Origin of the sequence: Microcoleus sp. S13C4, from assembly GCF_036700865.1 — a bacterium.
Lineage (GTDB): Bacteria > Cyanobacteriota > Cyanobacteriia > Cyanobacteriales > Microcoleaceae > Microcoleus.
This window is the reverse complement of the sequence record NZ_JAUBPS010000048.1, coordinates 1-25251: the sequence shown is the minus strand read 5'-3', so window position 1 is coordinate 25251 and position 25251 is coordinate 1. Positions and strand designations below refer to the sequence as shown.

At 45.1% G+C, this 25251-nt stretch carries 15 protein-coding genes; 8 read left to right on the top strand and 7 right to left on the bottom strand.

Features of this window, described 5'->3' with window-relative positions; genetic code table 11:
* Positions 1-162 precede the first annotated feature (162 nt).
* Both QT996_RS19525 and QT996_RS19520 read right to left on the bottom strand, forming a co-directional pair.
* Complete coding sequence (locus QT996_RS19525) at positions 163-768, bottom strand: hypothetical protein (protein WP_333048425.1); 606 nt, start codon at positions 766-768, stop codon at positions 163-165.
* A gap of 380 nt (positions 769-1148) precedes the next feature.
* The gene (locus QT996_RS19520) at positions 1149-1778 is read right to left on the bottom strand and encodes a macro domain-containing protein (RefSeq protein WP_333048424.1); all 630 of its coding nucleotides are present in this window, start codon (positions 1776-1778) and stop codon (positions 1149-1151) included.
* A gap of 129 nt (positions 1779-1907) precedes the next feature.
* On the opposite strand from QT996_RS19520, the gene crcB reads away from it, so the two are divergent.
* Positions 1908-2306, top strand: a complete 399-nt coding sequence (gene crcB, locus QT996_RS19515) for a fluoride efflux transporter CrcB (protein ID WP_333048423.1) — start codon at positions 1908-1910, stop codon at positions 2304-2306.
* 348 nt (positions 2307-2654) lie between these two features.
* Here the strand turns inward: crcB and QT996_RS19510 are convergent, their stop codons facing one another.
* The 3 genes from QT996_RS19510 to QT996_RS19500 form a co-directional block, all read right to left on the bottom strand.
* Complete coding sequence (locus QT996_RS19510; RefSeq protein WP_333048422.1) at positions 2655-3617, bottom strand: diguanylate cyclase; 963 nt, start codon at positions 3615-3617, stop codon at positions 2655-2657.
* 10 nt (positions 3618-3627) lie between these two features.
* A complete protein-coding gene (locus QT996_RS19505) occupies positions 3628-6723 on the bottom strand; it encodes a response regulator (RefSeq protein ID WP_333048421.1) in 3096 nt (1031 codons plus the stop codon).
* A gap of 125 nt (positions 6724-6848) precedes the next feature.
* A complete protein-coding gene (locus tag QT996_RS19500; RefSeq protein ID WP_333048420.1) occupies positions 6849-12338 on the bottom strand; it encodes a PAS domain S-box protein in 5490 nt (1829 codons plus the stop codon).
* A gap of 1233 nt (positions 12339-13571) precedes the next feature.
* On the opposite strand from QT996_RS19500, the gene QT996_RS19495 reads away from it, so the two are divergent.
* From QT996_RS19495 to QT996_RS19475, 6 genes are all read left to right on the top strand, one after another.
* A complete protein-coding gene (locus QT996_RS19495) occupies positions 13572-13718 on the top strand; it encodes a hypothetical protein (protein ID WP_333048419.1) in 147 nt (48 codons plus the stop codon).
* 257 nt (positions 13719-13975) lie between these two features.
* The gene (locus tag QT996_RS28690; protein WP_445304580.1) at positions 13976-14212 is read left to right on the top strand and encodes an MFS transporter; all 237 of its coding nucleotides are present in this window, start codon (positions 13976-13978) and stop codon (positions 14210-14212) included.
* Positions 14213-14695: 483 nt separating this feature from the next.
* Positions 14696-16060 (top strand): nitrate/sulfonate/bicarbonate ABC transporter ATP-binding protein, encoded by a 1365-nt coding sequence (locus tag QT996_RS19490; RefSeq protein WP_333048418.1) that lies wholly within the window; start codon positions 14696-14698, stop codon positions 16058-16060.
* 135 nt (positions 16061-16195) lie between these two features.
* On the top strand, positions 16196-17932 hold the full coding sequence (locus QT996_RS19485) for an ABC transporter permease subunit (RefSeq protein ID WP_333048417.1): 1737 nt from the start codon (positions 16196-16198) through the stop codon (positions 17930-17932).
* 192 nt (positions 17933-18124) lie between these two features.
* Complete coding sequence (gene mgtE, locus QT996_RS19480) at positions 18125-19522, top strand: magnesium transporter (protein ID WP_333048416.1); 1398 nt, start codon at positions 18125-18127, stop codon at positions 19520-19522.
* A gap of 239 nt (positions 19523-19761) precedes the next feature.
* Positions 19762-20685, top strand: coding sequence for a hypothetical protein (locus QT996_RS19475; RefSeq protein WP_333048415.1), 924 nt, complete (start codon positions 19762-19764; stop codon positions 20683-20685).
* A 327-nt stretch (positions 20686-21012) separates the two neighbouring features.
* On the opposite strand, the gene QT996_RS19470 is transcribed toward QT996_RS19475, so the two are convergent.
* Entirely contained in the window at positions 21013-21531 is a 519-nt protein-coding gene (locus tag QT996_RS19470; RefSeq protein ID WP_333048414.1) for a hypothetical protein, read from the bottom strand.
* A 20-nt stretch (positions 21532-21551) separates the two neighbouring features.
* Positions 21552-22634 carry a ParM/StbA family protein gene (locus QT996_RS19465; RefSeq protein WP_333048413.1) on the bottom strand — a complete coding sequence of 361 codons (1083 nt, stop codon included), beginning with the start codon at positions 22632-22634 and terminating at the stop codon, positions 21552-21554.
* A 322-nt stretch (positions 22635-22956) separates the two neighbouring features.
* On the opposite strand from QT996_RS19465, the gene ftsH2 reads away from it, so the two are divergent.
* Positions 22957-24843 (top strand): ATP-dependent zinc metalloprotease FtsH2, encoded by a 1887-nt coding sequence (gene ftsH2 / locus QT996_RS19460; RefSeq protein WP_006633417.1) that lies wholly within the window; start codon positions 22957-22959, stop codon positions 24841-24843.
* Positions 24844-25251: the final 408 nt, after the last annotated feature.

Here is a 25251-nt window from a genome sequence, read left to right as displayed (position 1 = left end):
ATTGGGGGTTGTGGACTAAAAATAAAGCTTTTTAATTATGCAGTATGCCTGAAACTTCTGCTGAATGCAAATGCACGCACGATCGGCATTAGCTTTGGAATTAATTCCAAAGCTAACTAGCCTAACAACCCCCTGGGAGTTCCAAACCCCCGGCTGGCCCTTCTAGGAATCCCCGCGATCGCTGTGAGACTTGTCAAAAAACGCCGTCAGCGCTGTCCATGCAGACTTAGCCGCATCCGTCAAGCGAGTGCCGATCGACTCAATTTGCTTCACAATAACGTGCCAATTCTTTTCAGCTTCCGTGTGAATGTGGTCAACAGCTTGTTCGATGCGATCGCGTTCGATCAATTTATTTTGTTCCACCGCTTCTCGCGCTTGTCGCACTGCTTTCAAATAAGTCTCGCGACTGACTTCGCCGGCCTCTTGCACCTGCGCTTGCGCCCGCGTTTTAATCGCATCCACCACCAGCCAATTTTTCTCAGATTCTTTTTTAATCAACCTGACTGCTGCTGTGACTCTCTCGTGGGCGAGATCCTTATTTTCTTCGATCGCCCCGGAGGCCTTATTGACAGCTTTTAAATAAGCTTCGCGGGTGAGTTCGCCCGCTGCTTGCACTTCGGCGGTGGCGCGTTTTTTAATTGCTTCAAACAGCGCCGCAGTTTCTGCGATCGCCTCCTCAGTCGCATCGGGCATCTCTTTTTTGACGATCGCCGTCGTTTCGAGAGTTGCCTCTAAAATTGGTTCTTCGGTTACTTTTGGATCTGTCATCTCAATCTTCTCCTGTGGTAGTAAACATTTTCAACAAATCTCACATTCCCTGGATGCAGACTTTGTAGGTGTAGCGCCAGAAGAATTGTGGTCTTTAATACAAACTTTGTACGTGTAGCGCCAGAACAAATTCTGGCATTTAATAACAACTAGGCAATTCTTGTTCCAGCTTTATCCACTTTTGTATCCGCGCTTACCTAGTTGGAATGACCTCAGTTCTATTACATTATATCTACCAAAGTTGCTCTCGTGTGTAGGATACCGCCAACTTGCAGGTACGGTTTAGCGCACTTAAATTTGTGATAAGTCTCTATACCTAAAACAACACACACCAATAAACTTGGTCTCTCAACACAATAAAACTGCCAAATTTAAGAGTTTTAATTTTCCACTTGCAAATTTTCGCTCTCGTCCGTATATAACAAGTGGTGACATCTTTGAGCGTTCAGTAAAGATTGAGGAAATTCGTACTTAGATAAGAGGATCTCTTCGAGCGCAACTTTCATTTGATTGGCGCAGATATGTGGCGGTACTTTGCCCATTCCAGTACCCATGCCGGGAATAGCGATAGTTTCAATGATATGTTTGACTGGTGTTCCATCTGGGACTGAGCCAAATTTTACCAGAGTCAAAATAGCGCGGGTTGCTAGATAAACATTTACTGTTTCTCTTAAAACTGTGGGAACGCGCATAATTGGTGCAGCTATTAAATAGGGAATTTCAGCATGATCGGTGTCTAAAACTTCTGCCATTCCTACTAATAGTTCACCGTGATGTCGAGCCTGAATTAGTTTTTGCAAGCGCTGAAGAACCTGCCCTCCAAAATATTCCGAAATTTCTAAATCTAAGCCGTAGTCCATGAAACCAAAACTATTCCCCGGACTAACAATAGCATCGCATTTCACATCAAATATTGAACCGTGATGTATCTTTACCTTTTCCATACTGCCGCAAGTGCTTTGCCACGCTCTAACTAAGTCATCGTCTAAGGTAGCCAGCACAATTTGCATAAATACTCTCTCTTAATTTTAATTACCAACAGCAAAAACGATGGCAATTTTCATAATACAATACTTTTGATAACTCCGCTAAATACAAAATTACTCTAAAATTTTTAGTAGAAAATCTCAAATTGTTTTATGCTACAAGACCATAATTTTCGAGTTCCGATCGCAATTAGTTTAGGTGCTGTTGCCGGCGCTTTGAGTCGCTATTATATCACATTGTGGTTTGCCGGCCGTTTTAACACCGCTTTTCCCTACGCAACGTTTTTGATTAACATCACCGGTTGCTTGGGGATGGGATTTTTTATCACCCTAGCATCGGAACGGGTGCTGACTATTCCTGTAGAGGTACGGTTAATGGTAACCACCGGCTTTTTGGGAGCTTATACTACTTTTTCAACTTACGGTTTAGAGACAAATGCCTTGTGGCGCGATCGCTCTTACAGCATCGCCACTTTTTACTGGGCCGGCAGTGCCATACTAGGAGTAATTGCAGTTCAGCTAGGCATCATTCTAGCACGAATTGGCAAATAGATAAAATCGGTTTGTGCAAATAATACCAGTTAAAAAAAAAGAATGAAACTGTAGGCAAACTCCCCACCCATACAGCATCAGTCTGTCGATTTTATATCGAGGTTGTGGACAATACCGACGACATCTTTCTATCACACCCTTAACCTAATACAGCGAGACCTTTTAACCAGGTGGCCACCCTGTCACGTTTAGGTGTGATGATTTGTACTGCATGGTGTTTGGCCGCTGAGGGGCTAAAGTCTTCAAGCTGTTTCCCTATCTTGTTTTCAGTTTACTCTTTCTCGGTTAAATTTATATTTAAAAAATAATGCTTCTTGCGAGCAGATATCCCTATTATCAAAAGAACAGTTAACGATTTAAACAGCGTTTGGTGCGTTTATTCTCGTACATGAGTTTGTCAGCCTTTGCCAGCAATTGTTCTAATGAAACTTCATTATTTAAATCCCTAAACTGCACACCAAGACTTATTGATATATAAACTCGCTCGGACTGTTGATTAAAGCAATCTATATTTTCTTGCAGCCGAGCATGGAAATTAGTAGATGAATCACCAGAAAAATTAGTAATAAATAAAGCAAATTCATCTCCTCCCAGTCGAGCTACAATATCCGCATCACGAAAGGTTTGCTTCAATATTTGAGCTGCATCAAATATTACTCTGTCTCCCATTTCGTGACCGAAAGTATCGTTAATTTTTTTCAAACCATCTAAGTCAGCGAACAAAATAAAATAGGATGTTTCCGTGCGTCGAGCAATTTTTAATTGTTGATTGCCGAGTAAAAAGAAGCCCCGTCGGTTATATAATCCAGTTAATTCATCGGTCACAGATAGCTGCCTTACTTCTGCTTCTGCTCTCAGACGTTCTTGGATTTCGTGTTCTAAACGTTGATTTTGTTCGAGAAGTTGTTGGCGTTGCTGTTGGATGAGTAATTGATTTTTTACTCGCATCAGCACTTCCTGTTCTTGAAAGGGCTTGGTAATATAGTCTACACCACCCAGTTCAAAGGCTCGTACCTTGTTTTCCAGTCGTTCAAGCGCACTGATAAAAATAACCGGGATCTGAGCACTCGCTTCCGATTCTTTTAACTTTTGGCAGACTTCGTACCCATTCATCTCCGGCATATTGATGTCAAGTAAAATCAGAGCAGGTGGCTCGCGATGAATACCTTGGAGTGCCATTCTGCCGTTGAGGGCTTTACGCACAATATAGCCCTGTGACTCTAGAATTTTGGCTAACAACCGCAGATTGTCAGGGTTATCGTCCACGATGAGAATATTGGTTTGGGCCGCAAGTTTGAATAGAGTTGTCATGGTCTTCTTCCTAAATCCGGGTGAGAGTTGCGATCGCTTCAAGCTGAAAGTTATCGACCAGAGATGTCATCGCCGCGATGAAATCTTGTTTCTCCTTGGGAATTTGAGCAATAAGTTCATAAAGCTTATTATCACTAAGATCAAGTGCTGCTTCATGAACTTCTGTAATCCACTTGGTGGGCATGGTTTTCAAGTCGGGAGTAAATATCTTTGGTGGCGAAGCTGATGAGTCTCGCGGAACTTTTTCGGCATAGCAGTAGCGCACACCCAAGTGATGAGCTATTTTGTCGAAAAGTGTCTCTTCAGTAAACGGCTTGGCAATGTAGTCATCGCAACCCACTAGCAGGCTGGCGGTGCGATCGTCTTCAAAAGCATAGGCAGTTAGGGCAATGATGCGTGTAATTTGTCTGTTCTCCTGTGACATTTGCCCTGAGTTATCTGCTGATGACTCCTGACTAATTACTAATGACTGTTGTGCTCGAATCTGTCTCGTCGCTTCATAACCATCCATGACAGGCATTTGAATGTCCATCAAAATCAGGTCAGGGTGCCATGTTTGCCAATGATCGATCGCCTCTGCCCCATTTTCCACGGCACACACATCAAACCCAACTGACTTCAGCAGTGTCACCAGCAGTTGCCGATTTTCTTGAACGTCTTCTGCTACTAGAATTCGGGAGATAGGTTGCCCCGGTTCGAGTCCGATAATCCGATCGCTAATTTCAGGTTCCTCTAAATCAACGGACTCTGGTAGTTCCAAAACGACTTGGCAGGTAAAAGTCGAGCCTCGATTCAGGGTGCTTCGCACGGTGATATCGCCTCCCATCAGACGTGCAAACTCACGACTGATAGACAATCCTAAACCTGTTCCTCGATCGTGACGACCGCGATTTGTTTGCATGAAAGCGTCAAAAATTGATTCTAAATCTGAGGGAGAAATTCCAGATCCGGTATCCTCAACTTCGAGATACAGGGTAATAGTTTGTTTAACATCGGGTTGATTAGTGGCGCGATCGCCAATTGTACCGGATGGCATATCATCTGATGAAAAAGCTCGTCCGCGCAGGGCTATGCTTCCTGTTGTTGTAAATTTGAGCGCGTTCCCCAGCAGATTAATCAAGATTTGGCGAAGTTTTGCTTGATCACCACAGACATAACGGGGGACAGTAGCATCCCACTCGCTGCTCAGATGTAACCCTTTCTCAGGCGCTTTGATGGTGAACATCTCGTTAATAGAACCTAGCAGTCGATGCAGATTAAAACAGCTTTTACTCAGTACCAATTGCCCTGCTTCAATCCTAGACATTTGCAAAACATCGTCGATCAATGTCAGCAGGTGTTCTCCACTACGGGTAATGATCCCTAAATGCTCTTGAAATTCTTCTGGGATATAGGGGCTGCGGTTCATAAGCTGGGTAAATCCCAGAATGGCGTTGAGTGGCGTTCTGAGCTCGTGGCTCATGTTGGCAAGGAACTGGCTTTTGGCACGGTTGGCTATAGCTGCCCTTTCTGCAGCGTGTTCTAGGGCAGTTTGCGAAAATTCTAACACCGCCAGCATGAGGATATGTCTCATTTCGGCGGCAGCTTCTAACTCTGCAATCTGCCACGGATAAGACATCTCCCGCACTGTCTCTTGCCACAGTTCAAAGGATTGGCGGGGACACAGGTGCATTTTTCCAATTTCGTCGATCGACACAGCCTCCTGTGGATTACCCGCCCAGTTTATGGTTTGAATTTGTTCTGGTCGGAACCAAAGGATATGGTATGACTTTTGTTTGGCGTAGGATAGGAAGATTGAGATTGCTAAAACACCGCTAGCTCGCTCTTTGAATTGCTTGGCTTGGGGATACAACTGAGACAAAGAAGCTGTTGCAAACACTCGTTCTTTGTTCTGTTGCAGCAACCACTGCACGAGTTCGTCAACCTCAGTTTCTGAGGGTGTTTTACCCACCAATGTCAGACGACCATCGAGCAGAATTGCGGCTCCCTGAGCATGAACTAAATCTAGCAATTGAGAAGCACTTTCGGTCAATACCTGTTCGATAAAATTAGAATCTCGCCGGAATGCCTGCTGAAGTTGATCCTGAATAGTTTTCGCCTGCGATCGGTAAACGTTCAATGCTCGCTCTTGCTGATGCACCAGTTCGATCGAGGCAAATTGTCCTAAAAACTCACAGGTTTTGCGAGTTTCGTAATCTACCAATCGCGGGCTGTAATGGTGACAGGCAATTAATCCCCAAAGGCGCCGATCGTCAATTAACGAAATCGTCAGTGTCCCACCAACTCCCATATTCTGCAAATATTCAATGTGGTAGGGAGATACTCCCCTTAATACACAAGCACTTAGATCCTGGGGTGTATTGGTTAGGGGATGGTTGGTGGGAATTAGGCGGGCCGGGGTGTAATTGATATTGGGAATTTGGCGCACCCAATTGCTGTAAAACAATTTGCGGGCGGGTACGGGAATATCGATCGCCGGGTAATGCAATCCCAGGTAGCTTTCTAGATAGCTTTCTTTCTCTTCAGCAATCACCACCCCATGGTCATCGGCTTCAAAGCGATAAATCATCACGCGATCGAACCCGGTGATGGCTTTTACTTCTCTAGCAATGGTTTGAGCTAAATCAGAAATACTGATCGCACTGCGAAAGTTGAGGATAACTGTTTGCAGACGCTGATAAAAATCGATTGAATGATTATTTTCAAGAGTCAATTGGGGTTCGAGTTCCAGAATCAACTCATCTGGTAGCTGATGCAGTGTGCTTCTAAATGTTTGAATTTTGCCGTCTTTGAGAGGTATTTTTATATCAAAAATATTATGAATGTTGAGTTGTTCTTGATTTAGATACCTGACAATTTCTTGTACTTGAGCGTGACCCCATAAGCTTGGCAATGGCTGACCTAGCAATTCTTCAGCAGAAATGCCAAAAAACTGTTCTACATTTTCGCTAGCTTGTAAAATATTGAGGCTGTTTCCTTGCAGCAACAAAACGATTCCGTGGGGCTGAATATGACCGGGAGCATACACGGATTCTTCGCTGCATTCCTCTAAACTTGTTAAAGTGAAAGAAGTAATCTGGGAGAAGTTTGTAATTTTATGAGGCATTTTAGAGCAGGAATTTTCAATAAATTTAAGGAGGTTTTGTTCCAGAATTACAACTAACTAGAGTGTATTCTTGTTGGCTGTTCCTAATTCTTTAGTCCTAATCAAACGTTTAACTGCACAACAGCTTATAAATCCAATGGAGGAATTCCACTTGGGAAATTACCTCGAATTAGATTAATGATTTTCTCAAATTGATACTGGTTGGCGAGTTCCGTCAGATGAGTACCGAATTGAGTGAGTTCTGATGAAAGTTGAGCTACCAGTTCAACGATCGCAACATCATCCCCACATAAAGCAGCATCTTCCAATTCAACCACCCATTCTTTTGGTAACGTCGCCAGAAGCGTTGGATCGAGGGAATCTGGAACCCCAGGGGCAACAGAACAGAAGTAAGAAGGAAAACAATCTGTTCCCCGTTCCCCCTTTTCTGTTTCCTCTTCCTCATATACATACTCTAAACCTAGGTATTCCGCCATCTTAAGAAATAGGGTCTGTTCCCGGAAGGGCTTGCTGATGTAGTCGTTGCAGCCAGCAGCCAAGGCGAGGGCGCGATCGCTCTGGGAAGCCTGGGCCGTAAGTGCAATAATGATACTGTTCTGTCCGTCTTCCCTTGCCCGAATTTGCTTCGTAGCCTCGTATCCATCTAACACGGGCATCCGAATGTCCATCCAGGTTAGGTCGGGTTGCCATTGTTGCCACATCTGCACCGCTTCCTGTCCGTTGGTAGCTTCTTTTACCTCTAATCCTAATTGTGTCAGTAATCTGACCATTAGCAAGCGATTTTCTGGTTGATCATCAACCACCAAAATTCGATGATCCCCTTGACAGGGAGCCAGCCCAATCACGAGGCGATTATTCTCTTCGGGTGTAACATTAACTCCACTGATGGGGCTGACGGGAAGGGTAAAGTTGAAGGTACTCCCCTGTCCCACACTGCTGCTGACAGAAATTTTTCCGCCCATGAGTTCCAACAATTTGCGGCTAATGGTTAAACCTAGCCCAGTACCGCTGGTCGATCGCTTCCCAGCTTGGGCTTGCACAAACGCATCGAAGATAGTATCGAGTTCGACCGATGCCATCCCTAAACCTGTGTCAGCGACTACAAACTGGAGAATCGGCCGAGTTGTGGTTAATTTCCCTGTAGCGTCCGCCTTAATACTAACTTGCAAACTAATGCTTCCGCGATGGGTAAATTTGATGGCATTACTCAGCAGATTCAGCAAAACCTGGCGCAGTTTTTGAGCATCGGCAAGAATAAATTGGGGAACTTCTGGCGCAATCTCCAAACAAAGGTCAAGTCCTTTAGAACTTGCTCGTTCCGCCAACATATTTCGGAGGGAATGCAGCAGCGAAATTAAGTCAAATCCGCTCTCTTCAACTGTGAAGTTTCCCGATTCTATTTTCGAGAGATCCAACACATCGTTAATCAAACTCAAGAGGTGAGCCCCACTCCGTCGAATTGTTTGCAGATCTTGTTTTTGGTTGGAAGTTAGGGAGGGGTCATGGGCCATTACCTGGGCAAATCCTAGAATTACGTTGAGGGGAGTGCGTAATTCATGGCTCATATTTGCTAGGAAGGTACTTTTTGCCAAGTTCGCTGCTTCTGCGGCTTCCATTGCGTGCTGCAGTGCCAGTTCTTTACGTTTGCGATCGCTGATGTCTTTGTGTGTTCCAATCATCCGTAAAGGCTTACCATCTTCATCGTAGGCAACGACTTTCGCGTAGTTAGCGATCCACTTCCACTCACCTGACTTGCAACGCACACGATAGTCAAAGGCATATTTGAGAGAGCTATCTTGCAAGTTACTATTGAGATCCTCAAAAACCCAGAATTTATCATCAGGGTGAATCATCTGTGCCCAGACGTTCACATCCATCACCAACTCACCGGGCTTGTAGCCCAGCATCTCCTGGTAGTAGGAATTAATGTAAACTTCTCCAGTTTCAATTTTCCAATCCCATAGTCCATCTCCAGAGGCTTCTAGTGCCAGCATTAAGCGTTCCTCACTCAGTTGTAAAGCGGTTTCCGCTTGATGTTGTCGCGTCACATCGATCGCCACACCACCTACTAGCATTTGTCCAGATAAGTCGGGGATGAGAAATTTGTAAACCAGAAACTCACCCAGGGTTCCTTCTCGACGGGACGCAATCTCAATTGTTTCAATTAGCTCGTTGGTTTGAGCAACCGTTTGGATATTATCTAGAAATTGTTGGGCGATGGCGGCGGGGTAAAGTTCAAAAATGGATTTTCCAATCACATTGTCAGTGGGTAGCTCGAAAGTATTGAGATAAGTCTGGCTGGCATAGAGCATTACACCATTTTCATCGGTAATCCAGGCAGGGGCAGGGCTGTGATTCATGAAGGCTTGGAAGCGAGTTTCACTCTCTCGGAGTGCCTGTTCTGCTTGTTGGCGTTCCGCTTCGTTGCGTTTGCGATCGCTAATATCCCGGCAGATACAGAAGTTCATCATTTCATCTTCTAATTCCACCCGGTTCCAGCTAATTTCCACGTCATATACAGAACCATCCTTGCGGCGATGTCGCGTCTCAAACAGCGGAATAACCTCCTCTCTCTGGAGCATAAGTTGTAGTTCTTCCCTCGTCCATTCAGCATCCCAATCAAACACACTCAGATTCATGGTTTCTTCTAGGGTGTAGCCCAGCATTTGAGCAAAACTGGGGCTAGCTTGGACAACTTTTCCGACCCAATCCATGACCACAACACCGTCCAGGGAAGTGTTGAAGAAGGTTTTACTCCGCAGGAGTTCCTGTTCTAGTGCAAGTTCGGCTTTTTTGCGATCGCTAATATCTTTCATGAAGCAGTAATGCCCCACAAAATTATGCTGTTCATCATAAGTTGAAATCATGACCAATTGTGTGTAAAACACCGAACCGTCTTGACAAAGCCCTTTCGTTTCAACTTCAACTCTGCCCTCTTGCACCATCAGCCAATAAGCTGCAACGAGTTTTTCCAACTCATCGGGAGCTACGGTCTTTTCCCAGGAGAGCCCTATTATTTCTTCTGGCTGATAGCCCGTCATGTCAGCATAAGCTTTATTCACATAGAGGTAACGCCCTTGTACATCCAGTTTGGAAATTCCGGACACCGCATTTTGCATCACCTCACTCATTTCTTTATGCTCTGCTTCTGCGTGTTTGCGATCGGTGATATCTTCTGAAAAACAAAGTAGGTACTGAGGCTGATGCTGCTCGTCGTAAATGGGAATCTTCATTGTATGCAGCCAACGTTGACCCAGAGTATGACTGTCAATAATTTCTTCGAGAATATCCTCAGTTTTACCTTTCTCAAAGGCTTCTCTATCCTTTAGGTCAAAAAAGATAGCCTGTTCTATTGGGAAAAAATCATAACAGCTTTTGCCGATCGCTTGTTCGGCTGAGATGCCAAATAACCGTTCGCTGGTTTTATTCCAAAACTGGAATACGCCAAATCGTTTAGGCTGTGTGTCCTTAACAAAAACTGCAACTGGTAGATGATCTAGCAGTGCTTGTAAAAAATTGCGAGTTTTTTGAATTTCCAGCTCTACTTTTTTGCGCTTGCTAATATCAATAAACGTAACTACAACTTGTGTGATTTGACAGTGGTGATCGAACTCCGGGTAGGCATTAACTAATACCCAAACACAACTATCAATTTCTTTTTTAATTCCTAAAACATAATTTTTCAGGGAACTTCCAGTGGATAAAACCTGATTCACGGGATATTCCTCTAGGGACATAACGCTGCCATCTTCCCGCACAAAATGCCAGGCCGGAGATATCGCGGTTTTTCCCAGCATTTGATCCATTGAAAGCCCTAGTAATTCACCTGCTTTTTCATTACATAATTGGATGCTGGTATCTGTCGCATGAATCACAAAACCCGCATTTAAGTTAGCGATCAATTGCCGATATCTCGCTTCGCTAACCTGTAAATCAAATTCAGCTTGCTTGCGCTCGGTAATGTCGGTGTGAGAGCCAGCCATCCGAATTACGTTACCTGCATCATCCCAAAGCGCCTGACCGCGATCGAACATCCATTTGTAGGAACCATCTTTGCAGCGAATGCGATGTTCTGTGATATAGAAAGGAGTTTTCTTGGCAAAATGGTCTTGAACGGCTTGCATCACCCATCCCAAATCATCGGGATGTACCAGATTAGCCCATGCGTCTACAGTGTTTTGGATTTCATTGTCTTCATAGCCCAGGATTTCCTTCGAGCGACTAGACAAGAATATCTCGTTGGTTTGAACATTCCAATCCCAAATGCCGTCATTATTCCCGCGTACAGACAGTTCCCAGCGTTCTTCACTTTGACGTAGTGCTGCTTCTGCTTGTTTGCGGTCAGCAATATTCCGGGCAATCTTTGAGGCTCCAATTATATTTCCTGTTTCGTCTTTAATGGGGGAGACACTCATCGAGACATCGATTAATGTTCCATCTTTCCTCAGCCTCTTTGTATCGTAGTGTTCGATGCGTTCTCCTCGCTGGATTTTGGTGAGAATTTGGTTTTCCTCATCTCGATAGTCTGCGGGAATCAGTTTTCTCCCTGATTGCCCTACTATTTCGGCCGCTGTATAGCCAAAAATTGTTTCTGCTCCTACATTCCAACTTGTAACTACACCCTCTAAATCTTTGCTGATAATGGCATCTTCCGAAGATTCAACGATCGCAGCTAGTCGAGCGATCGCAATTTCTGCCTGTTGTCGCTGGTGAATTTCCCATTGCCACTGGCGATTTGCTTTTTTGAATTTATCGACTTCGCGATAACTAACTTGTGCGAGATACACGACTAATATAAGCAAGCCGACTAAAATTAAGCCACCAATTAACACAACTATTGGTAAATAAAAATCACCATTTTTTAGTAACTCTAAAGTTGGATAAACATCTATTCGCCAGTCTACACTATAGGCTCTCACTACAACCGTTTTAGGTTGTAAATCATGAGATAAAATCTCTTGACCGTAGATCAAATCTGTGCCAGCATAGATAGCCACCTTGTACCCATGTGGCACTTTTAAAATACTGTCAAATAGACTTTGAAAAGGAAAAATTCCGACAATAAACCCATCAAATCGTTCACCTACAAATAAAGGAAAACTTGCTAGAAATCCTTGACCCCTTTGAACAAGTGAAATATTGCGACTTAAGATAGGTTGACGCAAATCACGAGCTACTTGCAAAGTGATTTTGCGACGCAGTTCCCGATTAAAATCTAAGTTTTGCGCTGCCTCATTCCCAGCCCGCGGCACAACCGATCGCACTTTAAAGGATGGATCGACTAATGCGATCGCCTGATAACCGTAGAAATCCTTTACATAAGCATCAGCATCGGCTTCCCAAAGAGCCTTTGGTGTACCGCCATTGGCTTGCCAGCGATCAGCCATTTGCCGGAGTGTCAGCACTCGAATTGATAATCCTTCGCTCAGTTGTGACTGAATCGCACTGGCTTGCTGCTGAATTAACTGCTCGATGTGAATTTGTCCGTTGATGGTTAGCTGTTGCCAGGTAAGTAAAACAGCAAGAGCAGCCAGCACACCGAGCAAAAGAGGTAGCAATCGTTTAAGTGGTGTTTGGTCTAAACTTATAATTACTTTGCGTCGAGGGATTACCATAAATTAAGCGATAGATGAATAGAGCTGTCTTCACTTTTTTGGACTATAATTGGGTAGTTTAATTATGCAACAAAACGAAGTTTTTAGCCTAAAAACCTGTTAGCGATAAGGCCCTCTCTAAACTTTATACCCTAAGTTGATCAGTTAAATTCCATCGGTAAAGAATGTTGTTCCTTCACCCCTAGCTCTTCAACTAGATTTATAGAAGGCTATGACCCACCTCTGTTCAGATTATAAATAGGTATTGTTTGCCAACATTGACCACAAAACCAGTAGATTTGGCGATCGCAAACTTGATGCAGCATTTGATTCGAGCAGCCGGGGCAGTGTGTCATAAAGACCTATTTTTTAACTAAAGGGTATTTCACTCTTGTTGCAAAGTGCTGTAAGCTCGCTTGAAGCAACCATAACCCAACTCTATAAAAAAATAAAGATTTGGTAAAGAATATAAAACGGTTAAGGAAAAGATACAAGTTTAAACATTCCGTAATAATATTAAGCTCGCAGAAAATTTTTATCCCACAATACGCACCTTGTAATGTCCCATCTGGTTTGTTATAATTCTACACTATTCAGATGCAGCTTTTGAGACCCATTCCTACATGAAATGGTTTTCCTGTGCCCTGTTCCTTGATTTGATCTGAGAGTCTAAATCCCAGCCCAATACATTGGCAGTTTGAACAGGAACCATCGCTGGAGCGAGGGGATTCACTATCACTGATGGTAGGTAATATTGACAGTTTTAATTGATGGTTGACTATAGCAAGGTAATAAGTTGTTAAACCCATTCTTGCCCCAAACTTCTTGGGATCTTCTCAATGAAAGCAGCCAAGCTAGAAATTGAAGTTGGGAGCTAGGAGGAAAGAGGAAGAAGAAGGAAGGAGGAAGAAGTGTTTTTACAGATATGAGAGGCTCCCCACTTCTTTGTGTGTATAACCCGTGAAGGTGAATAAGAAAGGATTTAGGTAGTTAACATTTCGCGATCAATGGCGTCGAACGATGATCAACTGCACGTTATCCAATAGCGATCGCCAGCGTAGTTATTGATGATAGCCGATCGCAGGGCAAAGCAATTGGGTGATCGAGTCGGCTTTGCGGTTTTGGCTGTGCCAGCTTTTTTGGGGCTGATATAGCAATCCTTGCAGGAGTCGTAAATTTTTTACCCCACCCCAACCCTCCTCGAACCCGCTCGCTCGGAAGTAAGAAATTGACAAATGATTTAGGATTGGTATAGTGCTGTTGGTACTTCAGCAAATTTATCTGAATCCGCGCGATTTTGAAGCAGGAGTCTTAGAAATCAAAAAAGGGCTGCCGGGGCTGTTTTGGGTTCCTTTAGATACTTTAGGGTTGATTGGGGCTGGCTATGGGATTTTTCCTTAATTGCCTTTGACGAGACGCAAAAACGGATACAAGCCCCGGCTCCTGTTGTGGAGAGATAAAAATTTTAGACTCTTTTTCCCCCTCTCAGATTCATCTGTGGAGTAAATCTAAAATCTCAAATCCTTCGACTGAGCGCTCACACCGAAGTCTCAAATCTCCAATCGACTGACTTCCACAGAAGTGCGATCGCATTTGACAGCTAGATTCCTATATTTTACCCGTGGGTGATGGGAGTGACACGATCGCAACCCTGATTTTTGAGAGGCAAGTTCGATCGCATCGGCATCTTAACCCTGATGTTTGCAGTGATTTTTTCTTCACTGTTTGCCCCATTGGTATTGTTCGGAAATGGGCATAGGGGATTGCTAGGGATGACTTTATGGGGTATAGGTATGGGAGTCGAGGAATCGATTTTGAAAGCAGCCGTAGCTCAACTCGTGCCTGCAAACAACAGAGGTTCCGCCTATGGGGTCTTTAACACAGGCTATGGCTGATCATGATTTCTGGGCAGTTGGGCGATGATAATTTTGTACCATCGCTCAATTATTTTGCTGGTTGTATTTTCAGTTTCGATCCAACTCTCTACTTTTCCAGTCTTGTTGGGGGTAAAAAAAGCGATCGTCTATCACAAAAATTGACCGAATACTCGGTAGTCATACCATTTTTAATTTTCGATTGAGAATGACGGACAACGAGAATATCTCAATGAAAGCAGCCCAGCTAGAAATAGGAGGTAGGAGCCAGGAGGAAAGAGTCAGAAGGAAGGAGCAAGAAGAAGTGTTTTTACAAATATGAGATGCTCCCACGGACTACATCATGGTTTAGGCTTGCCTGCCGTTGCATTATTTTACGAAACAGGTATCAATTAGCCCTTATCAGTTATCAGTTTCCCAGAGTTTTTAACTAATGACTACAGACTGCGGACTACTGACTACTGACTAATAACTAAATTTAAACTCAACATAGGAGGTTTGATTGTGGTAGTTAAAACAACAACAGAGGGTATCATTACTTTAGAAGGAGTTAGCAAGGCTTACCAGCAGCCCAACGGTCAAAAAATCTCTATTTTAGAGCCAATTAATTTAGAGATCAGAACGGGCGAAATAGTAGCTTTGCTCGGCCCCTCCGGTTCAGGAAAATCAACATTAATGCGGATGATTGCCGGACTTATTCCGCCCACCGAAGGTCAAGTTCTTTACCACAATCGTCCTTTAGTCGGCTTAAACCCGGGAGTGGCAATTGTATTTCAAAACTTTGCCCTTTATCCCTGGCTGACGGTACTAGAAAATGTAGAATTAGGCTTAAAAGCTAAAGGAGAATTGCCCGAACTGCGCCTGCAAAAAGCCTTGCAGATGATTGACATTATCGGTTTAGACGGATTTGAGAATGCTTATCCGAAAGAACTTTCCGGAGGAATGCGGCAGCGGGTGGGATTTGCTAGAGCTTTGGCGGTGGAACCCGAATTGCTTTGCATGGATGAACCGTTTTCAGCTTTAGACGTGCTGACAGCAGAAAACTTGCGGTTTGAGTTATTAGATTTGTGGCTGGAAAAAAAGATTCCGACTCAAGCTGTGTTAATCGTAACTCACGGGATTGAGGAAGCGGTAATTTTAGCCGATCGCGTTATAGTCTTAGGCCGCAACCCGGGGCGAATTCGCGCCGAATTGACGGTGACTTTGCCGCACTACCGCGATCGCAAAACGCCCGAATTTCAAGCTCTCGTAGACCAAGTTTACAAAATTCTCACTAATCCAGAATTGAGCTGCGAAACAGTGACAGCACCGGCTGAAAGTGTCGCTGCTGTCTCTCAACCTCAGGCCCCTCAAAGCGCTAAATACCAATCTCTGCCGCAGGTGCGAACCGGTGCGATCGCAGGTCTGTTGGAACTCTTGGAAGACCGCAAAGAGAAAGACCTCTACCGCCTCGGTCAAGAATTAATGTTAGAGGTTGACGACATTTTGCCGATCGTGGAAGCAGCAAAATTAATGGAATTTCTGGTAATCCAAGAAGGCGACCTCCTTTTAACTCCAGTTGGCATTCAGTTTATTGCCGGCGGCATTGACCAGCGCAAACAAATTGTTCGTACCCAAATTCTCAACAATACTCGCCTGGTACAGCAAATTTCTCGAATGCTTCAGGTCAAGCGCAATCACCGCATTTCTGAAGAGTTGATTTTGGATATTCTAGAAGCCCACTTTAGCCCCCAAGAAGCAATGCGCCAATTGAAAACTGCTATTGACTGGGGTCGCTATGCAGAGTTATACAGTTACGATGAACCGGGCGGTGAAATCTTCTTAGAATCTGAAGTCAGTAGTCAGTGGTCAGTAGTCAGTGATCAGTAGTCATGAGTAATTAGTTATGAGTTATTTACGAGCAAGGAGCAATTAACAATTACCCGATGCCCTAGCCCTCCGCCCCCAAATTCTAACTTCCAAATTTCCAATTACCTTTTTCCCAATTACCAATAACTACTTCGTATGACAAGACCTCTAACACCGGCAAATAAAACTTTAGAAAGATCAGCGTGGACTTGGCAAGACGGCTTGCTGATTCTAGCAATCTTCTCTCTAATTTTGGCAATTGTCCAAACAGCTTCTCAATTCACCAGTGACTACAACCCAAATTTCAAAATTGAGACTACCCTAAATGTCTTGCCAGCATATACAGCCCAGAGTCTCTTACGCATGGTAGCCGCCTATTTTTTATCGCTGCTGTTTACCCTAGTTTATGCTTATTCTGCTTACCGCTTTCCCCTGGCAGCAAAAATTTTAATTCCCTTGTTAGACATTTTGCAGTCGATTCCGGTTTTATCTTTTTTGCCTGGAGTTGTTTTAGCGCTAGTTACTTTATTTCCAGGTCAAATAATCGGCGTAGAACTCGCATCGATTATCTTAATATTTACTGGGATGACTTGGAATATGACTTTTAGTTTCTATCAGTCACTTTCCGGCATTCCGCAAGAACTTAAGGAAGCTGCTCAAGTTTATCGGCTCAATGCTTGGCAGCAGTTCTGGACATTAGAATTGCCTGCTGGGGCGATCGGACTGGTGTGGAACAGCGTCATGTCAGTGGCGGGCGGCTGGTTCTTTTTGATTGCGATCGAATCTTTTACCTTGGGGGACAAAAACTTTAATTTGCCCGGACTCGGTTCCTATTTGGGCAAGGCAGCAAATGAAGGCAATTTTGGGGCGATAGGCTGGGGTTTAGCAGTATTAATTAGTGTGATTATAGCCATTGACTTTTTCATCTGGCAGCCTTTGATTGCTTGGGTAGAAAAGTTTAAATATCAATCCGTGGAAGCTACCAATGTACCGCAGTCAAATGTGTTAGATTTTTTCAGGCGATCGGCAACGCTGCGGGTTTTGAAGGCGCGGATTTCGCCGATAAGCGACAGTTTTGATCGTGGTTTGGCAAGAGCTTTTGCACCTGTTAATTTACCAGCAAATCCTCGCCAACGAAGCCGCATCGGAAATTGGATAAATTGGATATTTGTCAGCGGGTTTGCCGTCATTGTGCTTTGGGGAACTTGGGAAGCGGTGCTGCTGCTGCGGTTGCTGAGTTTGTCTGACTGGCAAAAAGTCATGACAGGTGCATTTTTCACAGCTCTGCGCGTCATTTGCGCGCTATTTTTATCGCTATTGTGGACAGTGCCGGTCGGAGTGGCGATCGGTCGAAATCCACGTTTAGCTCAAATTTTGCAGCCCTTAGTACAAATAGCTGCTTCTGTACCGGCAACTGCTTTATTTCCCGTATTGCTACTAGCTTTAATTCACGCTGGAGGCGGCTTGCAAATTGGTTCTGTGGCGCTGATGATGTTGGGTACAATGTGGTATTTACTGTTTAATGTTATTGCGGGCGCTCAAGCCATACCTTCTGAGTTATTTGAAGCCGCGCAAGTTTACAAACTATCCCTAATCCAGCGCTGGAAAACTTTAATTCTACCGGGAATTTTCCCCTACTTAATCACAGGAATTATTACAGCAGTTGGCGGTGCTTGGAATGCAAGTATTGTCAGCGAGTATGTGCAGTTTAAAGGTCAAATTGTTACTACAGAAGGTTTGGGAGAAACTATTTCTCAGGCTACGGCATCTGGGAATTTTGCCTTGCTGTTGGCGGCTACTTCTGTGATGTCGTTGTTGGTTGTATTGACTAACCGTTTGGTGTGGCGGCCACTTTACCGTTTGGCACAAGAAAAATATCAGTTGTTGGTTTAAGTAAATCAATATAAAAAACACCATACCAAAAAACCGGTTTCGAGAATACATCTTGGTTTGGTGGTGAAGCCTCCACAAAGAAACTGGATTGCTAACCCCGCGGGTATAAATCCTATAACTGCAACCAGTGGCGTCAATAGGCTTTAAACTGGATTCAGGAAGGCGCGCAGCACAGGTTTAGGAGGGTCATCAGTGACAGAAAAAAATTATCAATCGTCTTCTCTACCCACCTACGCGCGAAAGGAACTGCGGGAATTAGTTCGATCGCAGTTAAGGGCCCTGTTGGAAGAAGGAGACTTTAAAGGAGCAAAAGCGATTTTGCACCCTGTGCAGGAAGCCGACATAGCTGAAGCTATCGAAGGTCTGCCAGAAACCATGCAAGTAATAGCTTTCCGCTTGCTTTCCAAAGACGAAGCAATCGCAGTTTACGAATATCTCGACTCCAGCGTTCAGCAGTCCCTCTGCGAAAAATTTAAACGCCAAGAAGTCCTCGATATTGTAGACAAAATGTCCCCGGACGATCGAGCTAAACTGTTTGACGAACTGCCGGCAATATTAGTCCGTCGCCTGTTGGGTGAATTGAGCCCGACGGAACGAGAAGCAACGGCCCAACTGTTGGGTTACGAAGCCAGTACCGCCGGTCGGATTATGACCCCGGAATATATTTCTCTCAAAGAAAGCTTTACCGTCGCCCAAGCTTTAGACCGAATTCGCTCTTTGGCTAAAACTACCGAAACAATTTATGCTCTTTACGTCACCGACGCCGGACGCAGCTTGACAGGTATTTTATCTTTGCGCGATTTAGTCACTTCCCCCCTCGACAAAACTGTCGGCGAAATTATGACCCGCGACGTAGTTTCTGTTCAAACAGGAACGGATCAAGAAGAAGTCGCTAGGCTGATCCAGCGTTACGATTTTTTAGCTGTGCCCGTTGTAGACCGCGAACAGCGGCTGGTCGGCATCATTACAGTTGACGACGCGATCGACATTTTAGAACAAGAAGCCGCCAAAGATATTTATACCTTGGGCGGTGTCCAGTCCGGCGGCGACAATTATTTTCAGACCGATTTAATCACCGTTGCGCGCAAAAGGGTCGTGTGGCTGTTTGTTCTGCTTTTAACGAATACTGTCACCGGCGCAATTATTCGAGCTCAAGAAGATATTTTGCACCAAGTAGTGGCCCTAGCAGCCTTTATTCCCCTGCTCACTGGCACTGGAGGCAATGTCGGAGCTCAGTCCTCAACTGTTGTAATTCGCGGTTTGAACACTGATGAAATTACAGCAATGGGCCCGTTTCAAGTAATTGTTCGCGAGGGGATGGCGGGAGCGCTGCTAGGAGCTATATTGGGGACTGTAGCGACGGTCTGGGCTTACACTCTGCAAGGAAGTTTAGCAGTGGCAGTCGCGGTGGGAGTGAGTTTGTTTGCGATCGCAATTTTAGCTTCTATTGCCGGTTCAGCTCTGCCGTTTCTATTTCGTTCTTTGGGTTTAGACCCCGCTTTAATGTCTGCTCCTTTTATTACCACCGCAGTTGATGTCCTCGGGGTCTTGATTTATTTCACTTTAGCTCGACTAATTTTGCAGATTTAATATATTTAATTAGAGGGCTGTGAATAAAAAACTTAATCTGTTTTTGACCACTGCTAAACTCGGGGTCTACGTGCGATTCCATACCGGATAGCTGCGCTCGCGCTTACTTTATTTTTATCCGCATATTTGCACCAGTTGAAAAAAAGAATGCAACTATATGCCCGTGCTCCCAACTCCGAGCTTCATCAGTCATTCCAAATCTAAAATCTAAAATCTAAAATCTAAAATGGTATTAGCCTATGTCATCATCCAATTCACCAACCAAAATCCAAAATCAGAAGTCCAGCAATTTGTTAGAAACTGCTGAATTGGTTTTTATTGCTGCCTCTGCTGTGGGATTAGCTGTTAGTTTGGTTTGGGGCCAGAGCGTTTATGCTCAAGTGCCTGTAGTGATTTCGTTGGTGTTGAATTTTGTGAACCGGCAGAAGCTGCACAGGCAAGTTAAAGCAAGTACGGCGGCCACTTTCGATCGCGTAAATCAACAAGCAGCTACTACCGATCGCGCGAGCGAGGAATTGCAAATTGCTGTAAAGGCTTTAGACGAAGCTCTTGCTCAAACATCTCGCGAAAATCTCAATGTTGCGCCTGGAGAAAACGTACACTCTCTAATTTCAGCAATTGAGAACCTGCGCCAGCGACTAATAATTTTAGAAAAAACTATTAAAATGATTCAAAGCGAGATCGAACTCACCAGCCGCCAATTCAAACAGCGGCCGGAGTTGCAACAAGTCGAAACTTTGACAACAATAATTCTGGACTTGCAGCAATTTATCAACGAACTGCCACAGTGGGGCAGTTTGCAGCAGCGGCAGCTAACAGAACTTCAGCAAAAAGTAGACAATGCTTTGGCTCAGCTATCTGAAGAAATTGCTGTGATTCCCAACCGCGTGCAGGAGGCGGTAGCTAGTCGCAGTGGGGAAATTAACCCACAGCTTGGTTCTGGTTTGAATGCCGAGCAAAAGAATGGTTATCGACCTAAAACCCAGAATGAGAAAATTCGCCAGAAATATCCCAGAGCTTATGTCAAGTGGAGTCAGGATGAAGACGAAAATTTGAAGAAAGAATATGCTAGCGGTCAACAAATTGACGAATTAGCTCAGAGATTTCAGCGACAGCCTAGTGCCATTCGTTCGCGATTACACAAGTTAGGATTAATGGAATAATGGTAATTGGTAATTAGTAATATCATTTCCGGTTACACTCATACATGATGTTGACTGTTGACTGTTGACTGTTGACGCCGTGAACAGTCAACAGTCAACAGTCAACAGTGAACTCGAATTTACTATTCCGATGCTAACGGATTTGATATAATTGGTAACCACAGAAAACAGTCAACAGTCAACAGTCAACAGACAAGTGACAAATAACAAAGCGATCGCCCTTTTTTTCAAAAGAGCGATCGCTTTGTTTCTGTATTCAGTACCTGCTGCCAACAGCAGACCACTAACATCACATCTCAAGGCTTTATAGCCTTGGTCTACCTCATTTTAGAAATCTTGGGGTAACAAAGAACTTAAACGCTCCAACAAAGGATCGGAATTCCGAGGAGGAGCAACCTCAGCGTCAGACACTACATTATCATCCGCCACAGACTCAGACTCAATCGGGCCAGGCTCTACTACTTTTGAAACTGGGGCAAAAGAAACTTGAGCAAACTTACTGTTAACACTCCCCTGCAACTGATCCAACTGCGCGCTGAGTTGACTAAGGTGATGTTCCAGTCCCTCCAAACGGCTTAATTCCTCTGCCGAAACATTGTGCTCAAACTCAGCAAATTTGACCACAAGTTCAGCAATACGCTGTTCCAACCGCTGAAAGCTCTGTGTAGAGCTAGTAGACTCAGATACAGACAAAAACTGCCACAAAGCTTGCTTGCAGAGATTGCTAAAAGTCTGATACTTCGTGAAAGCCAACTCTTTTTCAATAGCGGCCAGCAAAGTTTGATCCGCAGCATCTTCCGTAAACGCCACCGAGAAATTCGCCTTATTTTTTGCCCACAGTGCCATAGGGTTCAAGCCTTAATGCGTTACTTTATCGTGGCTAGCTGAGCCTCAGCATAAATAAACTGTCCCAAAGCATTAGCTTTCCGGGAAGGCTGAGCCAAGTGAGCCTTAAGATTGGCGTCTTTAAGCAAAGGTTGCAACACCTCCCAGAAAAACTCGCCGCCCCCGCCAGTCAGAACCACATCCGTCACACGTTCCGGTAGCCACTGCACCAAACGTTCGGACAGTTCGTTAGCGAAAGCCTCTCGCAAATCCTTAATAATCGGATCTAAATTAGTCGGCTTAGTCGCTCCTCTGGGACGGTAAAAACGCTGGCCCTCGGGTTTATTCACCGCTTCCAGTAAAGACAGAGATTGAGGGTCTGCTCCCGGAATCTTTGAGGCAACTTGTTCGTAGAACTTGTTCATTGCGAAGGAATCGCTCTTAGAAGCCGCCCGGGCGAACCGGAAACGATCGACCATTAACAAATCGGTAGTTTGGTGTCCGATATCAACAACAGCCACCGACAGTTCCGGCAATTCCGGCGTAAACTCCTTGTTATCTTGAGCCTCGCACCAAATCAGGCTGCCGAACCCTTCCGGCATCACCCAAACGTGACTGATATTAATATCCACACGCTCGCCCCGGTACACCACAACGTGGGGAGAGCGAAGTTGGCTGATAATCTCTTCCTTTTCCTTCTCAAACTGATCCTGCGAATAAAACGGCAAACCCAGCACAACAGCTATGTCGCCCTTCATCTGGAAATATCCAGCACAGGAAAAGACCTTAACCAAAGCATCTACTACTTTCGACTGGTCAGCGCCACCGAGATTAGCGCCAAAATCTGCAGCCAATTGACCGATCGCGTACCCCTTGCCCTGGTACTCCAGCCACATATCCAACAGAGGGTCTGTTGCTTTCGACTCAAAGCTGCCACCCCGCACCTTTTCCACGGGCATAGTAGCCACGTTGGCAGGGATGAAAACAACGCTACTCGGGTTGCGACTCACGCAAGCTTTAGTTGCCGTCCGACCCAAATCTGCACTAATAATCGATTTGTTAGAAGCGACTTTAGTCTGCTGGGTCAGCATAGCCGAATTAGGAACAAGCTGTCTAGTTGTCATTGAAATGTGTTACCTCACTGAGCCTCACCATTATCATGCCTTATCCCTTGACACTGCCACGCTTAAAGACAGTGGGTTTTGCGGCGATTCTTCTAACTCTACCTAGATCGGTATCGAAATCAGCACCAAACATTATATTCGGGACGATCGCCCTTACAGTAACTAACCTAACTTTTTCTGGAGCGATCGTCCTGGAAGCTCTGTTGCCTGAGAGTGCATTGTTAAGTTAAATTTAGTTAAGATTCTGAGTGTAAACTTTTGTCGCACTTCTCCGACACCGCGATCTTACCCGATCTGTCCCCAATTCAAGGCATCCGCATTTATGAAAATTTCTTGGCGAACTATACTACTTTGGACTTTACCCGCCTTAGTCATCGGCTTTTTCTTGTGGCAGGGGGCCTTTGCCCCATCCCCCGCTGAAATGAGCAAGAACACCGCCAGCACCCGCCTGAGCTACGGTCGATTCTTAGATTACTTAAACGCCGGTCGAGTGACCAGCGTTGACCTTTACGACGGAGGTCGGACGGCTATTGTCCTAGCAGTCGATCCGGAACTGGACAATCACGAGCAGCGGTGGCGGGTAGACTTGCCCTCAAATGCCCCGGAACTGGTTTCTAGACTCAGAGACTCCAAAATCAGCTTCGACACTCACCCACTACGCAACGACGGCGCTGTCTGGGGACTTTTAGGCAATCTAGTATTTCCCCTCTTGTTAGTAGGAGGGCTGTTTTTCCTCTTCCGCCGCGGTGGCAACGTGCCAGGGGGTCCGGGCCAAGCGATGAACTTTGGCAAATCCAAAGCTCGCTTTCAAATGGAAGCTAAAACAGGCGTACTGTTCGACGACGTAGCAGGCGTTGAGGAAGCCAAAGAAGAACTACAAGAAGTAGTAACATTCCTCAAAAAACCCGAACGCTTCACCGCAGTCGGGGCGAAGATTCCTAAAGGCGTGCTGCTAGTGGGCCCTCCCGGAACCGGTAAAACCTTGCTGGCAAAAGCGATCGCAGGCGAAGCCGGCGTGCCTTTCTTCAGCATCTCCGGTTCAGAATTTGTGGAAATGTTCGTCGGTGTCGGCGCTTCCCGCGTTCGGGACTTGTTCAAGAAAGCTAAAGAAAATGCTCCCTGCATCATCTTTATCGATGAAATCGATGCAGTCGGCCGCCAGCGCGGCGCCGGTATCGGCGGCGGTAACGATGAACGGGAACAAACCCTGAACCAGTTGCTGACGGAAATGGACGGTTTTGAGGGCAATACTGGCATTATCATCATTGCTGCCACCAACCGCCCCGACGTGCTCGACTCAGCGCTGCTGCGTCCGGGACGTTTTGACCGCCAAGTTAGTGTAGATACGCCGGATATTAAAGGCCGCTTGGAAATTTTGGAAGTTCACGCGCGCAACAAAAAGCTGTCTGCGGAGATTTCTTTGGACGCCATCGCCCGCCGCACTCCTGGTTTTACGGGCGCAGATTTGGCTAACTTGCTCAACGAAGCTGCTATTTTAACTGCCCGCCGTCGCAAAGAAGCGATTACGATGCTCGAAGTTGACGATGCAGTCGATCGCGTGGTAGCAGGTATGGAAGGCACTCCTTTGGTGGACAGCAAGAGCAAGCGCTTGATTGCTTACCACGAAATCGGTCACGCGATCGTCGGTACAATCATTCAAGCCCACGACCCTGTTCAGAAAGTTACCTTAGTTCCTCGCGGACAGGCCCGCGGCTTGACTTGGTTCATGCCCAGCGAAGACCAAGGTTTGATTTCTCGATCGCAAATTTTAGCCCGGATTAGCGGTGCTTTGGGTGGCCGCGCAGCCGAAGAAGTAGTTTTCGGCGATGCCGAAGTAACCACTGGTGCCGGCAACGACTTGCAGCAAGTCAGCGGTATGGCGCGGCAAATGGTGACTCGCTACGGGATGTCTACCTTGGGCCCGATCGCCCTGGAAGCCCAGCAAAGCGAAATTTTCCTCGGCCGCGACTACACAGCGCGATCGGAATATTCCGAAGAAATAGCATCTCGGATTGACGGACAAGTTCGATCGATTGTCGATCACTGCTACGACGACGCCCGCCGAATTATTCGCGAAAATCGCACGGTGATCGATCGCTTAGTCGATTTGTTGATCGAAAAAGAAACCATCGACGGCGAAGAGTTGCGCCTAATCGTCTCTGAATACACTTTTGTTCCTGAAAAAGAACAATACGTTCCTCAGCTTTAAGACTTGTTTAAAGATTACGGACACGGCAATGCCGTGTCTTTAAAAAGTAGGGACGTGGCACTATTGCCACGTCCCTACTTTTTTATTAAACTGTCAATAATATTAAACCGCCCCTAAACGCCAATTAACGCAGATGAATACTAAATTTGCCATACATACTAATAATTCGTCATTTTTTTTAATAGCAACTTTTATTTTTGTTTGTGTCAATACTTTGAGCGCCCGCGCCGAAAAATTAAGATGTTTTGTAGATATTTGCATCGACCCCAGCAGCGTTGAATTAAGCAAATCGGATATTCCCGGTGCTCCTTCTTATCCAGTCAGAACTATTTTAAGCTGTTGCACATTTAAACTGTGATACAAGCATTACCCTTATTTTTGATTTTGCGACCCCATTTAATTATTAAT

What these genes read in the sequence shown, in the direction of transcription:
- QT996_RS19485 (WP_333048417.1), top strand. Translation starts at nt 16,196, where the DNA reads ATGACAAGACCTCTAACACCGGCAAATAAAACTTTAGAAAGATCAGCG.
- crcB (WP_333048423.1), top strand. Translation starts at nt 1,908, where the DNA reads ATGCTACAAGACCATAATTTTCGAGTTCCGATCGCAATTAGTTTAGGT.
- QT996_RS19465 (WP_333048413.1), bottom strand. Translation starts at nt 22,634, where the DNA reads ATGACAACTAGACAGCTTGTTCCTAATTCGGCTATGCTGACCCAGCAG.
- QT996_RS19500 (WP_333048420.1), bottom strand. Translation starts at nt 12,338, where the DNA reads ATGGTAATCCCTCGACGCAAAGTAATTATAAGTTTAGACCAAACACCA.
- QT996_RS19525 (WP_333048425.1), bottom strand. Translation starts at nt 768, where the DNA reads ATGACAGATCCAAAAGTAACCGAAGAACCAATTTTAGAGGCAACTCTC.
- QT996_RS19510 (WP_333048422.1), bottom strand. Translation starts at nt 3,617, where the DNA reads ATGACAACTCTATTCAAACTTGCGGCCCAAACCAATATTCTCATCGTG.
- ftsH2 (WP_006633417.1), top strand. Translation starts at nt 22,957, where the DNA reads ATGAAAATTTCTTGGCGAACTATACTACTTTGGACTTTACCCGCCTTA.
- QT996_RS19475 (WP_333048415.1), top strand. Translation starts at nt 19,762, where the DNA reads ATGTCATCATCCAATTCACCAACCAAAATCCAAAATCAGAAGTCCAGC.
- QT996_RS19520 (WP_333048424.1), bottom strand. Translation starts at nt 1,778, where the DNA reads ATGCAAATTGTGCTGGCTACCTTAGACGATGACTTAGTTAGAGCGTGG.
- QT996_RS19505 (WP_333048421.1), bottom strand. Translation starts at nt 6,723, where the DNA reads ATGCCTCATAAAATTACAAACTTCTCCCAGATTACTTCTTTCACTTTA.
- QT996_RS19470 (WP_333048414.1), bottom strand. Translation starts at nt 21,531, where the DNA reads ATGGCACTGTGGGCAAAAAATAAGGCGAATTTCTCGGTGGCGTTTACG.